This is a genomic window from Salmonella sp. SJTUF15581, from assembly GCF_043356775.1.
Classification (GTDB): domain Bacteria; phylum Pseudomonadota; class Gammaproteobacteria; order Enterobacterales; family Enterobacteriaceae; genus Salmonella; species Salmonella enterica.
The window spans coordinates 12,934-28,373 of the sequence record NZ_JBEUJY010000020.1 but is presented as its reverse complement, the minus strand read 5'-3'; the positions used below and the strand labels follow the sequence as shown (position 1 = coordinate 28,373).

The window sequence follows — 15,440 nt, the reverse complement described above, 5'->3', positions numbered from 1 at the left end:
TTTTAAGATGCGAGTGAGTCGAAGGGACTTTTCCATCCCAACAGGCGTGAAATATCTTTGGCACAGGCAATAGCTTTACCGGCCAAATAATCAAGATTCTCTTCGTTGATTTGCAGGCGCGTGCCGACCACTGAAATTGCCGCGGTCAGTTCGTTTCTGGCATTAAATACCGGTGCGGCAACGCAGCGGACATCCGGATAATCCTCCCCGTTATCAAAGCTCCATCCACGCTGGCGAATGCGTTCCAGCTCATCATTCAATTGTTGCGGCTCGGTGATGGTGGTCAGCGTGGCTCGCTCCCATACCATTTTTTCAATAATGGCTTTGCGTACGGCGGCCGGCTGCCATGCCAGCAGGCATTTGCCGATGCCGGAACGATAAAGAGAGAGGCTTTTCCCCTCATGCGAGCGCACGCTGATAGTGGATGAGGATTCCACTTTCAGTATGTAATACGCATTTTCGTGGTCGATGATCCCCAAGTGACACAGCAGCCCGGTTTCATCCATCAGTTGTGTTAGACGAGGACGCGCCAGCTCCCGCAGATCCATCTTGCTGAGCGCATGACCCGACAATTCAACAAGCTTAGTCCACAGGCAGTAGTTCTCCTGATGATCGAGGCTAATAAATCGCTGACGTTTTAATTCATTCAACAGCAGGTACGCGGTGCTTTTTGGAATACGCAACGTTTCAATAATGATTGCCGCGCTGCATGGGCCAATACGCGCGATCAAATTGAGGATGTCGATTGCGCGAGTAAGAGCCGGGACTTTACTTGATTCCAACATATTGGACTCCAGTCTGAGACACTGGAATCAGTGTGAAAGGTCAGTAGGGAAAAAATTGTGAAGCGCGTCAAAGCTTATCCGCCTTCCAACGGAGTGGAAGGGTTAACCATATAAATGTGAATTAACGCACGTATTACTTTGTATTCAGTACAATTGGCTGGACAAAAAAGCAGATAATATTGCCGGATAATGGCATAGCGGCCTTATCCGGCTCACGATGTCGTTCCCATCGCAGATAAGAGAAAGGGATTATGATGTCAATGATTCAACCACGTCTATCCAGCCATGCTCGCTGGTAATGTCCTCGCCATTAAGCCAGCGGCGCAGCATATTTAGCGCCATCATCGCGCAGACCTCCTGACGTATTGCCAGACTATACCGATTGGCGCTAAAACGCACGCGTAAGGCATACGTGCCATCCGGCGTCGCCAGCGCGAAATTAAGATGTTCGTTTTCCAGCCCCGACACGGCCAGCGCCAGACCGGCATAATGATTGCTGCGCCGTTCTGTCGTCCAGTGCGCCGTTTGCGCCAGCGTCTCTTCCTGAGAAGGAACGACTTCGCTGGCAAGAACAGGCGCCCCGGCGCGGGAAAGCTGTAGCGCCAGTAAGCCGCTGGTGTATTGCTCGCTCAACGTCAGACTCAACTGCCTTTCCTGCAGGCGGCGGGCTATTTGCGCCGGCAGGTTTTCCGTACCTTCAAAAATCAGGTTCTGCCCGGCAACCCGTTTGACCTCTGGCCATAACGCCAGCATCGCCTCCCGTTGCGTAGCCGGGCCGGTCAATTTCAGTTCAATGATCGGCATTGATGAGCGATACCCCATCGTCACGCCGGGCGGCAACGGCAGTGAATCGAGACGCTGCGCGAGGTCGCTTTCTGAACGTCCAAAAGTCGTTAACCGCAGGCAAAGCGGCGGCTCCGGCAGCGAAAAACGCGCGCGTAACCGCGGTAAGATTTCCTTCTCCACCATAACCTTAAATTCCGACGGTACGCCGGGGGTGAAAAACATCAGGCAGCGGTTGAGCTGGAGCGCAAATCCACAGGCAGTGCCGACCGGATTATTAATAAACTCCGCGCTGGCAGGCAGTTCCGCCTGTTTACGGTTGCTCGGCGCCATCACGCGACCGCGCTGCTGAAAGTAACGTTCCATTTCGGTCAGCCACGCCTGGTGCAGTACTAATCCTTCGCCTTTTGCCGTTGCCGCGGCGAGCGCGCTTAAATCATCGCTGGTCGGCCCTAACCCGCCATTAACAATCAAAACATCAGCATGTTGACTGCGTTCACGCAAGATAGCGACCAGACTGTCCAGATTATCGCCTACCGTATTTCGCCGTGATAACGGAACGCCCTGATGAAAGAAAAAATCAGCCAGCCAGGCGGCATTGGTGTCAACGATTTGTCCGTGCAACACCTCATCCCCGGTGGATAGCATTTCCACATTTAGCATTGTGTTCTCCTGCTCTTATGATGAAAACACTATAACGCAAAGACGAATATGACGTGGAAAGAAGAATGACGGGAACAGGAGGAATATGGCGCGACGATTGCCGCGCCGTTAGCATCAAAAGCTGGCGTTTACGCCAACATAAGGGCCGTCAGCAATCGCATTATCGCGGTTGCCGTCTTTACCCGCCAGGTTCAGGTAACGATAACCGGCTTCAATGCTCAGCGGGCGCATAATGGTGAAACGCGCGCCTGCATTCGCTTCTTCATAGCTGTCGATACCGCTGGACAGCGAATCTGGTGAATAATAATACTCGCCGAACAGACGGAAGCTGTTGCCGATTTTCCATTGTAGCCCACCGCCGACAGCCGCCGCATAGCCTTCATCGCTGTCTTTCGGATTGGTATAAATACCTTTACCGCCGACCGTCGCCAGCAGAGGTCCCACCGGAATGTTCAGCCCCAGACCCACGCCCGCAGCGTCGCCATCATCATCGTTGTGCATCCAGTTGCCGCTTAGCGCCAGTCCCGTCGATTCCGTACCAAAACCCACGCCAATGTTGGTGTAATCTTCGCCCGCCTGGCCGCTAATACTGATGGCCTGCGCCGATGCAGAAACGAACAGCATTCCGGCAAAACCTAATAATATGCTTTTTTTCATTTTTACCCTTTCCAGCAAGCACATAAAGAAAAACTCCCCAAAACGGCAGAATTGTACTGCCAGACGCTGAGGAATCAATGCACTAAAAAACCATTCCAAAAACATATTGTAACGAAATACTACTTTCGCCATGCCGCATCATTGCGCCATCACATGGCGGCGCCTGCATCAACTGGATTAACAAAAAACGCAGTCTGCGTTATCGCTTCCATTTTTCACAAAGAATTTCGCAGAACGATTTGTTAAGCTGATGACCTGGTGGTTTAAGGAAGCGACTTATGCGTCAACGAACTATAGTTTGCCCTTTAATTCAAAATGATGGCTGTTATCTGCTGTGCAAAATGGCCGACAACCGCGGCGTCTTTCCCGGTCAGTGGGCGCTGTCGGGCGGCGGGGTCGAGCCGGGCGAACGCATTGAAGAGGCGCTGCGTCGGGAGATTCGGGAGGAACTCGGCGAACAACTGATTCTGAGCGATATTACGCCGTGGACCTTCCGCGACGATATCCGCGTTAAAACCTACGCTGATGGCAGACAAGAAGAGATTTATATGATTTATCTCATCTTCGACTGTGTTTCCGCTAATCGCGATATATGTATTAACGACGAATTTCAGGACTACGCCTGGGTCAAGCCAGAAGAACTGGCGCTGTATGATTTGAATGTAGCGACACGCCACACATTAGCATTGAAAGGGTTATTATAATGACGACAGCCGCTTCAGGCTGTCTTTACGCTTTTAACATGCGGCTAGCCGGGAACAAATTCACCATCTAAAAAGAGTTTTCCGTTTTCCGCATGCATAACGAGCGCATTAAGATAGTCCGGATCAAACTTTACGCCGCGCTTATTTTTTGCAATATACGTCAAACAATGATTATGGGTAAAAATGACTATATTTTTATTCTGCGACTTTTTCAGTAACGTATTGATTGAAGCATAAATACCGCTGCCGCAATCCATCATTTTTTTATCCACCGTAAGCGACCTGCCCGCAGAAAACCAGGTTGCCGACTGGATGGTGCGCACCGTATTACTGGAATAGAGATTGTAATTTTGTATATCGGCACTGAAGGCTTTACCCAGCGCTCTGGCGTCTTGCGCACCGTTGACCGTAATCCCCGTGCTGTCTGACAGGCAGGTATTATCGGAACGATCGCACCGCTCGGCATGGCGGAATAACACGACTACCGGATGCTGCTTCGCCAGCGCCGCCAGCGCTTTACCGTTAATCTGCGGTAGACCGTTACCACTCCAGGCATGTTGTGAGGTCAACCCGGCGATAATAACCAACGCCCCCGCCAGAGTCGCGAGATAGCGTTTGTTTTTAATAAAGCGTAGGGTAAATGCCAGCACATTAACCTCTCAGGCAGACAGTGCAGCTAACTTAATAGCAATACAATTAAAATGAAATTCCGCGACGGAAGACCAGACCAGAAACATAAAAACAGCTTTTGGGCATGCATAAAATGCCTTAAACTTTCGGCGAAAGCAAAGCATAATTCCGTTAAAAATTATCTTTTTACTTCACCTTAATTTCTTAATGTTAATTTAATATTCATCCAGTAGGGTTCAGCTAAATGCGTTAAAAAATAAGCCCTTTTCTATTGCCGAAATATTTGAAAAGCGGCTTTCAATGGCTGAAGGAAAAATGATGTCGGACTTTTTGCCTTTCTCCCGTCCGGCGATGGGCGCGGAAGAGCTTGCTGCCGTTAAGACCGTACTGGACTCAGGTTGGATAACAACTGGCCCGAAAAATCAGGAACTGGAAGCGGCGTTTTGTCGGCTAACAGGCAATCAATATGCCGTTGCCGTCAGTTCAGCCACTGCCGGTATGCACATCGCGTTGATGGCGCTGGGCATTGGTGAAGGCGACGAGGTCATTACACCGTCAATGACGTGGGTTTCTACGCTAAATATGATCGTTTTACTCGGCGCGAACCCCGTCATGGTCGATGTCGATCGCGATACGCTGATGGTCACGCCTGAACATATCGAAGCCGCGATTACGCCACAAACCAAAGCAATTATTCCCGTCCACTACGCTGGCGCGCCCGCCGATCTGGACGCTATTTACGCTCTTGGCGAGCGTTATGGCATTCCAGTGATTGAAGACGCGGCGCACGCGACAGGAACCAGCTACAAAGGTCGCCACATTGGCGCCCGGGGCACCGCGATTTTCTCCTTCCACGCCATTAAGAACATTACCTGCGCTGAAGGCGGTATCGTCGTCACGGATAACCCGCAATTCGCCGATAAACTGCGCAGTCTCAAGTTTCACGGGCTTGGCGTTGATGCCTGGGATCGACAGAGCGGAGGACGCGCGCCACAAGCGGAAGTCCTGGCGCCGGGCTACAAATATAATTTGCCCGACCTCAACGCCGCTATCGCGCTTGCTCAGTTACAGAAACTGGATGCGCTTAACGCTCGCCGCGCCGCCATCGCAGCGCAGTACCACCAGGCAATGGCAGACCTGCCTTTTCAGCCTCTGAGCCTTCCGTCGTGGGAACATATTCACGCCTGGCATTTATTCATTATCCGGGTCGATGAAGCCCGCTGCGGTATTACCCGGGATGCTTTGATGGCATCGCTGAAAACGAAAGGCATCGGCACAGGACTGCATTTCCGCGCCGCGCATACGCAAAAATATTATCGCGAACGTTTCCCAACGCTCACGCTGCCTGACACCGAGTGGAACAGCGAGCGGATCTGCTCACTGCCGCTCTTCCCGGACATGACCGAGAGTGACTTTGATCGGGTCATTACCGCCCTTCATCAGATAGCAGGACAATAAGCATGTTTGACGCCGCCCCCATAAAAAAAGTCTCGGTGGTTATTCCTGTCTATAACGAACAGGAAAGCCTGCCGGAATTGATAAGACGCACCACCGCCGCCTGCGAGAGTCTGGGCAAAGCGTGGGAGATTTTATTGATAGATGATGGTAGCAGCGATAGCTCGGCGGAGCTGATGGTTAAGGCGTCCCAGGAGGCCGATAGCCATATCATCTCTATTTTACTCAACCGTAACTACGGTCAACATGCAGCGATTATGGCGGGGTTTAGCCATGTAAGCGGCGATCTTATCATTACGCTGGATGCCGATCTGCAAAACCCGCCGGAAGAGATCCCACGTCTGGTGGCGAAAGCCGATGAAGGGTTCGATGTGGTAGGCACCGTGCGCCAGAACCGACAGGACAGCCTGTTTCGCAAATCGGCGTCAAAAATCATTAATCTACTGATCCAGCGCACAACGGGCAAAGCGATGGGCGATTACGGCTGCATGTTACGCGCCTATCGCCGCCCTATTATCGATACTATGTTGCGCTGCCATGAACGCAGCACCTTTATCCCTATTCTGGCCAACATTTTCGCTCGTCGGGCTACCGAGATCCCGGTGCATCACGCTGAACGTGAATTTGGCGACTCTAAATACAGTTTTATGCGTCTCATTAACCTGATGTATGACCTGGTGACCTGCCTGACGACGACGCCGCTGCGCCTGTTGAGTCTGCTGGGCAGCGTTATCGCCATCGGCGGGTTTAGCCTGTCGGTATTGCTTATTGTACTTCGCCTGGCGCTGGGGCCGCAGTGGGCGGCGGAAGGCGTATTTATGCTCTTTGCCGTCCTGTTTACCTTCATCGGCGCGCAATTCATCGGTATGGGACTGCTGGGCGAATACATCGGTCGCATTTATAACGATGTCCGCGCCCGCCCCCGCTATTTTGTTCAACAAGTTATCTACCCGGAAAGCACGCCGTTTACTGAGGAAAGTCACCAATGAAAGCCGTTATTTTTGCCTATCACGATATGGGATGTCAGGGCGTGCAGGCCGTACTGGATGCCGGGTATGAGATTGCCGCGATTTTTACTCATGCCGACAATCCTGCGGAAAACACCTTTTTTGGCTCCGTCTCCCGGCTGGCGGCAGAATTAGGGATTCCGGTTTATGCACCGGATAACGTAAACCATCCTATCTGGGTCGACCGCATCGCTGAGCTTGCGCCGGATATTATTTTTTCGTTCTATTACCGCAACCTGTTAAGCGAAGAAATTCTGCACCTCGCCCCGGCTGGCGCGTTCAATCTGCACGGTTCTCTATTGCCTGCCTATCGTGGCCGTGCGCCGCTAAACTGGGTTCTGGTTAACGGCGAAAGCGAAACGGGCGTAACGCTGCATCGTATGGTCAAACGTGCCGACGCCGGAGAGATTGTCGCCAGTCAACGCGTCGCTATTGCGCAGGACGATGTTGCGCTTACCCTGCATCATAAGCTATGTCAGGCCGCGCGCCAGTTGCTTAATAGCATCCTGCCCACCATGAAATGCGGCGATATACCTTCTGTTCCTCAGCGTGAGTCTGACGCTACATATTATGGTCGCCGCAGGCCGGAAGATGGCCTTATCGACTGGCACAAACCGGTTTCCACGGTGCATAACCTGGTGCGGGCGGTAGCCGCCCCCTGGCCCGGCGCGTTCAGCTATAACGGCTCGCAAAAATTCACTATCTGGTCTTCCCGAATTTGTCCGGATGCGCAAGGCGCGCTTCCCGGCTCGGTAATTTCGGTGTCTCCGCTGCGGGTCGCCTGCGCCGATGGCGCGCTGGAGATTATTACCGGCCAGGCCGGAGACGGCATTACTGTACAGGGCTCGCAGCTTGCACAGACGCTTGGTCTGGTGGCGGGCGCGCGTTTGAACCGTCCACCAGCGACCAGCGGTAAACGTCGCATTCGCGTTCTCATCCTCGGCGTCAACGGTTTTATCGGCAATCATTTGACCGAACGGTTACTGAATGAAGAGAATTACGAGGTCTACGGTATGGATATCGGCAGCAACGCCATTAGCCGATTCCTGCTCCACCCTCGCTTTCATTTCGTGGAGGGAGATATCAGCATCCACTCAGAATGGATCGAATATCATGTCAAAAAATGCGATGTCGTACTGCCGCTGGTAGCGATTGCTACCCCGATTGAATACACCCGCAACCCGCTGCGCGTCTTTGAACTTGATTTTGAAGAAAATCTGCGGATTATTCGTTATTGCGTGAAATACCGTAAACGCGTAGTTTTCCCGTCTACCTCTGAAGTGTACGGCATGTGTACGGACGCCTCTTTTGACGAAGACAAATCGAATCTGATCGTCGGGCCGGTGAATAAGCCACGCTGGATTTACTCCGTTTCCAAACAGCTTCTCGACCGGGTGATTTGGGCTTATGGCGAAAAAGAGGGATTGCGCTTCACGCTTTTCCGTCCCTTTAACTGGATGGGGCCGCGGCTGGATAGCCTGAACGCGGCGCGTATCGGCAGTTCACGCGCGATAACGCAGTTGATTCTGAACCTGGTAGAAGGGACGCCGATCAAGCTTATCGACGGCGGTCAGCAGAAGCGCTGTTTCACCGATATTCGTGACGGGATCGAAGCCTTATTCCGCATTATTGTGAATGATGGCGATCGGTGCGATGGCAAAATCATTAATATCGGCAATCCTGACAACGAAGCCAGTATTCAGGAACTGGCGACGCTGTTGCTCGACAGTTTTGATAAGCATCCGCTGCGCTGTCATTTCCCACCGTTTGCCGGTTTCCAGGTCGTCGAAAGCCGTAGTTATTACGGCAAGGGTTATCAGGATGTCGCACACCGGAAACCCAGCATCGACAATGCCAGGCGCTGTCTGGGCTGGGAACCGTCTATTGCGATGTGTGATACGGTTGAAGAAACGCTGGACTTCTTCCTGCGCAGCGTAGATGTCGCGGAACGCGCATCATGACGAAAGTCGGTTTACGCATTGATGTTGATACCTTGCGAGGAACGCGTGAAGGTGTTCCCCGGCTGCTGGCGACATTGCATCGCCACGGCGTTCAGGCCAGCTTTTTCTTCAGCGTCGGGCCGGACAATATGGGACGCCATCTTTGGCGTCTGATAAAACCGCGATTTTTATGGAAAATGCTACGTTCAAACGCCGCCTCGCTCTACGGCTGGGATATCCTGCTGGCCGGTACCGCCTGGCCGGGAAAAAATATCGGCAACGCCAATGCCGGGATTATTCGTGAAACGGCAACATACCATGAGACGGGACTACATGCCTGGGATCACCATGCGTGGCAGACTCACAGCGGCCACTGGAGTATCCGCCAGCTTGAAGAAGATATCGCGCGCGGCATAACGGCGCTTGAGGCCATTATCGGAAAACCCGTCACCTGCTCAGCCGCGGCCGGCTGGCGAGCGGATGGGCGCGTTGTTCGTGCGAAAGAGCCGTTCAACCTGCGGTATAACAGCGATTGCCGTGGAACCACCTTATTCCGTCCGCTACTGATGCCGGGCCAGACAGGGACGCCGCAAATCCCCGTCACCTTACCCACGTGGGATGAGGTTATCGGCCCCGCCGTTCAGGCGCAGTCGTTCAATACCTGGATTATCTCCCGTATGTTGCAGGACAAAGGCACGCCGGTATATACCATCCATGCGGAAGTCGAAGGTATTGTCCATCAGCCGCTGTTTGAAGATTTGCTCGTTCGTGCACGCGACGCGGGGATCACCTTTTGCCCTCTGGGCGAACTGCTGCCGGCATCGCCTGAGTCTCTGCCGTTGGGGCAAATTGTACGTGGACACATCCCTGGCCGTGAAGGTTGGCTGGGGTGCCAACAGGCAGCGAGCGCCTCATGATGAAATCGATACGCTATTATCTGGCTTTCGCCGCGTTTATTGCGCTCTACTATGTTATTCCTGCCAATAGCCGCCTGCTCTGGCAGCCGGATGAAACGCGCTATGCCGAAATAAGTCGGGAGATGCTGGCGTCTGGCGACTGGATCGTGCCGCATTTTCTGGGATTACGTTATTTTGAAAAACCGATAGCCGGTTACTGGATAAACAGTCTGGGTCAGTGGCTTTTTGGCACTACCAATTTTGGCGTGCGGGCTGGCGCTATTTTAACGACATTGCTGGCCGCAGCGCTGGTGGCGTGGCTGACGTTCCGCTTATGGCAGGATAAACGTACCGCGTTGCTCGCCTCCGTGATCTTTCTCTCCCTCTTTGCCGTTTACAGTATCGGGACGTATGCGGTACTCGACCCGATGATCGCCCTTTGGCTTACGGCCGGGATGTGTTGTTTCTGGCAGGGGATGCAGGCCACGACCCGAATGGGCAAGATTGGGATGTTTTTGCTACTGGGTGCAACCTGCGGTCTGGGTGTATTAACTAAAGGCTTCCTCGCCCTGGCCGTACCGGTAGTGAGCGTGCTGCCGTGGGTCATTGTTCAGAAACGCTGGAAGGACTTTTTGCTTTACGGCTGGCTGGCGGTCTTGAGCTGCTTTGTGGTTGTCCTTCCCTGGGCGATCGCCATTGCGCGACGCGAAGCCGATTTCTGGCATTACTTTTTCTGGGTGGAGCATATCCAGCGATTCGCCATGAGCGATGCCCAGCATAAAGCCCCTTTCTGGTACTATCTGCCGGTACTGCTCGCGGGAAGTTTACCGTGGCTGGGGTTACTGCCTGGCGCGCTTAAACTGGGCTGGCGCGAGCGAAACGGCGCATTCTATTTGCTCGGATGGACGATCATGCCGCTTCTCTTTTTCAGCATTGCGAAAGGGAAACTGCCCACCTATGTTCTTTCCTGTTTCGCACCGATAGCGATACTCATGGCGCGCTTCGTCCTGCATAACGTAAAAGAAGGCGTCGCCGCGCTACGTGTCAACGGCGGGATCAACCTGGTGTTCGGGATAATCGGGATCGTCGCGGCGTTTGTCGTCTCCTCATGGGGCCCGCTGAAATCGCCGGTGTGGACGCATATCGAAACCTATAAAGTTTTTTGCGTCTGGGGCGTCTTTACTGTTTGGGCGTTTGTGGGCTGGTATAGCCTCTGTCATAGCCAAAAATACCTATTACCCGCGTTTTGTCCGCTGGGACTGGCGCTGCTGTTCGGCTTTTCCATCCCCGACAGGGTGATGGAGTCCAAACAGCCACAGTTTTTTGTCGAAATGACCCAGGCGCCTTTGGCATCAAGCCGCTATATTCTTGCCGACAACGTGGGCGTCGCCGCCGGGCTGGCCTGGAGTCTGAAACGAGACGATATTATGCTCTACGGACACGCGGGCGAACTCAGGTATGGTCTTAGCTATCCTGATGTGCAGGATAAATTCGTTAAAGCCGACGATTTTAACGCCTGGCTCAACCAGCATCGTCAGGAGGGCATTATTACGCTAGTACTTTCAATAGCCAAAGATGAAGACATCAGCGCTCTTTCCCTTCCCCCTGCGGACAATATTGATTATCAGGGGCGTCTGGTGTTAATTCAGTATCGGCCTAAATGATCGGCGTCGTTCTGGTGCTTGCCAGTCTGCTCAGCGTTGGCGGTCAGCTCTGCCAGAAGCAAGCGACACGGCCATTGACGGCGGGCGGACGCCGCCGTCACCTGATGCTGTGGCTGGGCCTGGCGCTGATATGCATGGGCGCAGCGATGGTGCTGTGGCTGCTGGTGCTACAAACCCTGCCGGTGGGAATTGCTTACCCGATGTTGAGTCTGAATTTTGTCTGGGTCACGCTGGCGGCCTGGAAAATCTGGCATGAACAGGTTCCGCCCCGCCACTGGTTGGGCGTCGCATTGATTATCAGCGGCATTATCATTCTGGGGAGTGCGGCATAATGGGCGTAATGTGGGGACTGATAAGCGTTGCGATTGCCTCCCTCGCCCAGTTGAGTTTAGGATTCGCCATGATGCGGCTGCCATCGATAGCGCATCCACTGGCGTTTATTTCCGGACTGGGCGCATTTAATGCCGCGACCCTGGCGCTATTCGCCGGTTTGGCGGGGTATCTGGTTTCCGTCTTCTGCTGGCATAAAACATTACACACGCTCGCGCTCAGCAAAGCCTATGCGCTACTGAGTCTCAGCTATGTGCTTGTCTGGGTAGCCTCAATGCTGTTACCCGGTTTGCAAGGCGCTTTCAGCCTAAAAGCGATGCTCGGCGTATTGTGTATTATGGCAGGGGTAATGCTGATTTTTCTGCCCACCAGATCATGAAGGCTTGCGCGTCAACCTCTGCCATTCGTCGCAGGAATAACAGCGTGCATCAACGATTTTTAAGGTCTGGTGTTTTTCCCGATTAATACAATACTGCGCATCCTGTAAAGGCGACAGGATATCGCCGGGACTCAGTAATATCATGGAATTCGCCTCGGCGATCATTTTTAGCGAACCGCCGCTATCGCACAGCACCAGAACATGGCACGCCCTCTTTTTGACATAATGCGATTTCTTAACCAACCATTCCATAGCGCCCCCGTTTCACGCTGATTGTTCATAACACGTTACACATCAACGGATAAACAAAACGGCAATAGCGATGGAATGGTTGTATATTAACCTAACATTAATTTTTACAGATCTTACACACCCACTGCTGGAGCGCACGGCGAGATATTTTAATCCCTCCGTTTTTCAGTTCTGAAGGCAGCGTCAACCAGCGAACCGGCTGCTGAAAACGCGCCAGCTTATCGCGAACCCATTCAGCGAGGTTCACGTCTCCGGCCTGCGATGCATACTCCACAACCGCAACGGGACGATGGCCAAACTCTTTATCTTCTACCGGCACGACAAAGGCTTGTTGCACCAGCGGATGCGCGTTAATAACGCGTTCGACTTCCTCCGGCTGAATGCCTTCGCCGCCGCTAAAGAACAGGTTGTCCAGCCGCCCGGCGATGGTTAGCCTGCCGTGGTTCAGCTCGCCGCGATCGCGCGTGGCAAACCAGCCCTCGTCATTAACCAGCGGGATCAGTTTGCCATCACGCCAGTAACCTTCCGCCATACTGGCGGCGCGCAGCCAGACTTCATTATCGACGATTCTGATCTCTCTGCCGGGAAGCGGCGCGCCAACATCATCCGAACCATCGGCCTCTTTGGCGCATACCGTAGACGCGAACTCCGTGAGCCCATACCCGCACCAGCAGCGAATCCCTTGTTTGCTGGCCTGGTCGGTGAGTTCAACCGGAATCACCGCGCCGCCGAGCAAAACGGCTTTCAGCGTCACCGCCGCCCGATTCGCCAGCAGCCGCCACAGCTGCGTCGGCACCAGCGAAGCATGAGTACACCCTGCCAGCATCTGCTCCAGCGGTTGCTTATCGCGTACCGTCATGCGCGCCCCGGCGAAGAGCCAACGCCACATAATACCCTGCCCGGATACATGAAACAGCGGCAGCGATAGCAGCCAGTCATCCTGCGGGCCAAACGGCATTAGCGAAAGCACCCCCTGCGCGCTGGCAAGATGCGCCTGGCACGTATGTACGGCCGCTTTTGGCAATCCTGTGGAACCCGATGTCAGCGTCATGGAAACCAGACGCTGCGGTTGCCAGGCCACGGCATACGCCGCTGTGCTCTTTTGTATCTGCAACGCGGTTAACCCGGAAAACGCGTTTTCGCCTTCCAGTGTCAGCGCAAAACGCAGCGTTAACTTCGGCACCAGCGCCTCCAGCAACGTCTGGGGCAACTGCGGGTTGACGGGCAGAACCCGCGCGCCGCACTGCATCAACGCAAGCCATGCCAACAGAGTGCGCGGCTGATTCCCGGCGCGCAGCAGGACACCGTCGCCCTCCCGTACGCCCTGCGCGGCAAACCCGCCCGCCAGCGCATCAATACGCTCACAGAGGGCGCGCCAGCTTAGCACTTCATCGTTCAGGCGCAGAGCGGGCGCCTGACTGCGAACCTGACGCCAGTGGCGCCACGGCCAGTCCGTGAATGTCATAACAGTCGTTCCAGCTCATCACGCTTCAGACAAGGCAACGCGCTACCGGGCCAGGGGCGAACCTGTTGCGCCTGCATCAGATGCAAGGTATCCAGTCCGGGCAGCGTTCCCGGCGTCAACCAGGCGGCAATCCGCGCCAGTTGCGTCAGGCCGAGGCTGGACTCGATCGAAGAGCTGATGACCGCCGTCAGTCCCAACGCATGGGCGGCAGCGACTTGCTCACGCACTTTATCAAGCGATCCGGTCAGCGTAGGTTTAATAACCACAGCCCTGACGCCCTCTTCGGCTTCAAAGGTGAAATCCGCTTCGCGCAGACTTTCGTCCCAGGCAATCGCGATGCCGGTTTCACGGGCAAAGGCGCGGGAATCATCCCGCGTCTTACATGGTTCTTCGAGAAAGGCGATACGAGCGCGGTAGTCCGGATTAACATACTTTGCGAACTGTTGGGCTTTTAGCGGCGTCCAGGCGCGATTCGCATCCAGACGCAGATGCAGATCCGGGATCGCCTCCAGCAGCAAATTAACCACCATACCGTCGCGTACCGCTTCATAGAGACCCACTTTGACCTTAGCGATTTTCTCGCCGGGCATATCGGCAAGCCGCAGCACCAAATCGTCAGGATCGCCAGTGCATAACGGCGCAGCGCGATAGTCCGCCGCCTCCGGCAAGACGCCAGTCAGTTCCGCCAGCGCGCAGCTTGCGCCAAACGCGACCGAAGGCATCTCGGGTAATCCCTCGCTCCCCTGAAGCCAGTCGTTCCCCCATGTTAGTAGCGCCGTCTGCGCCTCTTCCCACGTTTCCTGACTGAACCCCGGCAGCGGAGAGATCTCTCCCCATCCCTCACGCTCGCCGTCACGCAGACAAACATACAGCCCGTCGCGAGTTTTTAACCGCCTGTCGCGCAGAACCACCCCCGCGTCCATGGGGATCTGCCAGCGGTATACCTGCGTGCTACGCATTATGGGTTCCGTTTGAATTTGCTGAAGTCAGGCTGACGCTTCTGGTTAAAGGCGTTACGGCCTTCCTGCCCTTCTTCCGTCATGTAGAACAGCATAGTAGCGTTGCCGGCCAGCTCCTGCAGCCCGGCCTGACCGTCACAATCGGCATTCAGCGCCGCTTTCAGGCAACGCAGCGCCATCGGACTGTTTTGCAACATTTCGCGGCACCAGCGCACGGTCTCTTTTTCCAGATCCGCCAGCGGAACGACGGTGTTAACCAGCCCCATATCCAGCGCCTGTTGCGCATCGTACTGGCGGCACAGGAACCAGATTTCACGCGCTTTCTTCTGACCAACGATACGCGCCATATATGAAGCGCCCCAGCCGCCGTCAAAGGAGCCGACTTTCGGACCGGTCTGGCCGAAGATGGCGTTTTCCGCCGCGATGGTGAGGTCGCACATCATGTGCAGCACATGACCACCGCCGATAGAATACCCCGCGACCATCGCGACAACCGGTTTTGGACAGGTGCGAATCTGGCGCTGGAAGTCCAGCACGTTCAGGTGATGCACGCCGGAGTCATCCTGATAACCGCCGTAATCGCCGCGCACCTTCTGGTCGCCGCCCGCGCAAAACGCTTTATCGCCTTCGCCGGTCAGAATAATCACGCCCACGCTGTCGTCGTAACGGGCATCCGCCAGCGCCTGAATCATCTCTTTGACGGTCAACGGACGAAATGCATTGCGCACCTGCGGACGATTAATGGTGATTTTTGCAATACCGTCGGTGGATTTTTCATAACGAATGTCGGTGTAACCCTCCGAGCAGTCGTGCCATTCTACCGGTGCGTAAAGCATTGTTTCATCAGGATAGATCATAGTGTGTCCTTTAG

Annotated in this window: 16 protein-coding genes; 8 read left to right on the top strand and 8 right to left on the bottom strand. The window is 54.4% G+C overall.

Translation table 11 applies throughout. From position 1 onward, the window contains the following. Window positions 1–2 precede the first annotated feature (2 nt). The 3 genes from ABVN36_RS22535 to ABVN36_RS22525 all read right to left on the bottom strand — a co-directional run bounded on the left by ABVN36_RS22535 (window position 3) and on the right by ABVN36_RS22525 (window position 2,888). On the bottom strand, window positions 3–785 hold the full coding sequence (locus tag ABVN36_RS22535) for an IclR family transcriptional regulator (RefSeq protein WP_000894173.1): 783 nt from the start codon (window positions 783–785) through the stop codon (window positions 3–5). 249 nt (window positions 786–1,034) lie between these two features. Next, entirely contained in the window at window positions 1,035–2,231 is a 1,197-nt protein-coding gene (locus ABVN36_RS22530; protein WP_000935685.1) for a nicotinamide mononucleotide deamidase-related protein YfaY, read from the bottom strand. 114 nt (window positions 2,232–2,345) lie between these two features. After that, window positions 2,346–2,888, bottom strand: coding sequence for a YfaZ family protein (locus tag ABVN36_RS22525; protein ID WP_001670658.1), 543 nt, complete (start codon window positions 2,886–2,888; stop codon window positions 2,346–2,348). Between the two features lie 278 nt (window positions 2,889–3,166). Between ABVN36_RS22525 and nudI the strand changes: the two genes are divergently transcribed. After that, window positions 3,167–3,592 (top strand): nucleoside triphosphatase NudI, encoded by a 426-nt coding sequence (gene nudI / locus ABVN36_RS22520; protein ID WP_001249902.1) that lies wholly within the window; start codon window positions 3,167–3,169, stop codon window positions 3,590–3,592. Window positions 3,593–3,636: 44 nt separating this feature from the next. On the opposite strand, the gene pmrG is transcribed toward nudI, so the two are convergent. Next, entirely contained in the window at window positions 3,637–4,242 is a 606-nt protein-coding gene (gene pmrG, locus ABVN36_RS22515) for a lipopolysaccharide core heptose(II)-phosphate phosphatase PmrG (RefSeq protein WP_000879258.1), read from the bottom strand. Between the two features lie 298 nt (window positions 4,243–4,540). Between pmrG and arnB the strand changes: the two genes are divergently transcribed. From arnB to arnF, 7 genes are read left to right on the top strand one after another with little or no spacing between them, the layout of a single operon-like run. Next, a complete protein-coding gene (gene arnB / locus ABVN36_RS22510) occupies window positions 4,541–5,680 on the top strand; it encodes a UDP-4-amino-4-deoxy-L-arabinose aminotransferase (RefSeq protein WP_001279284.1) in 1,140 nt (379 codons plus the stop codon). Window positions 5,681–5,682: 2 nt separating this feature from the next. Further along, window positions 5,683–6,666, top strand: a complete 984-nt coding sequence (gene arnC / locus ABVN36_RS22505; protein ID WP_000458887.1) for an undecaprenyl-phosphate 4-deoxy-4-formamido-L-arabinose transferase — start codon at window positions 5,683–5,685, stop codon at window positions 6,664–6,666. After that, a complete protein-coding gene (gene arnA / locus ABVN36_RS22500; protein ID WP_023138035.1) occupies window positions 6,663–8,645 on the top strand; it encodes a bifunctional UDP-4-amino-4-deoxy-L-arabinose formyltransferase/UDP-glucuronic acid oxidase ArnA in 1,983 nt (660 codons plus the stop codon). Before arnC ends, arnA begins: the two co-directional genes overlap by 4 nt. Continuing rightward, window positions 8,642–9,541, top strand: a complete 900-nt coding sequence (arnD, locus tag ABVN36_RS22495; protein ID WP_000169758.1) for a 4-deoxy-4-formamido-L-arabinose-phosphoundecaprenol deformylase — start codon at window positions 8,642–8,644, stop codon at window positions 9,539–9,541. Before arnA ends, arnD begins: the two co-directional genes overlap by 4 nt. Beyond that, window positions 9,538–11,184 carry a lipid IV(A) 4-amino-4-deoxy-L-arabinosyltransferase gene (arnT, locus tag ABVN36_RS22490; protein WP_241371390.1) on the top strand — a complete coding sequence of 549 codons (1,647 nt, stop codon included), beginning with the start codon at window positions 9,538–9,540 and terminating at the stop codon, window positions 11,182–11,184. The genes arnD and arnT overlap by 4 nt, the downstream gene beginning before the upstream one ends. Continuing rightward, on the top strand, window positions 11,181–11,516 hold the full coding sequence (gene arnE, locus ABVN36_RS22485) for a 4-amino-4-deoxy-L-arabinose-phosphoundecaprenol flippase subunit ArnE (protein ID WP_000580685.1): 336 nt from the start codon (window positions 11,181–11,183) through the stop codon (window positions 11,514–11,516). Before arnT ends, arnE begins: the two co-directional genes overlap by 4 nt. Continuing rightward, on the top strand, window positions 11,516–11,893 hold the full coding sequence (gene arnF / locus ABVN36_RS22480) for a 4-amino-4-deoxy-L-arabinose-phosphoundecaprenol flippase subunit ArnF (RefSeq protein WP_023138033.1): 378 nt from the start codon (window positions 11,516–11,518) through the stop codon (window positions 11,891–11,893). Before arnE ends, arnF begins: the two co-directional genes overlap by 1 nt. Here arnF and pmrD read toward each other — a convergent pair. From pmrD to menB, 4 genes are all read right to left on the bottom strand, one after another. Then, window positions 11,888–12,145, bottom strand: coding sequence for a signal transduction protein PmrD (gene pmrD / locus ABVN36_RS22475; protein ID WP_000455132.1), 258 nt, complete (start codon window positions 12,143–12,145; stop codon window positions 11,888–11,890). The two genes, arnF and pmrD, sit on opposite strands and share 6 nt — an antisense overlap. Before the next feature lie 97 nt (window positions 12,146–12,242). Continuing rightward, window positions 12,243–13,610 (bottom strand): o-succinylbenzoate--CoA ligase, encoded by a 1,368-nt coding sequence (gene menE / locus ABVN36_RS22470; protein ID WP_000144660.1) that lies wholly within the window; start codon window positions 13,608–13,610, stop codon window positions 12,243–12,245. Next, the gene (gene menC / locus ABVN36_RS22465) at window positions 13,607–14,569 is read right to left on the bottom strand and encodes an o-succinylbenzoate synthase (RefSeq protein WP_023138032.1); all 963 of its coding nucleotides are present in this window, start codon (window positions 14,567–14,569) and stop codon (window positions 13,607–13,609) included. Before menC ends, menE begins: the two co-directional genes overlap by 4 nt. Next, window positions 14,569–15,426: a 1,4-dihydroxy-2-naphthoyl-CoA synthase gene (gene menB / locus ABVN36_RS22460; protein ID WP_000640014.1), complete on the bottom strand. Its 858-nt coding sequence runs from the start codon at window positions 15,424–15,426 to the stop codon at window positions 14,569–14,571. The genes menC and menB overlap by 1 nt, the downstream gene beginning before the upstream one ends. Window positions 15,427–15,440: the final 14 nt, after the last annotated feature.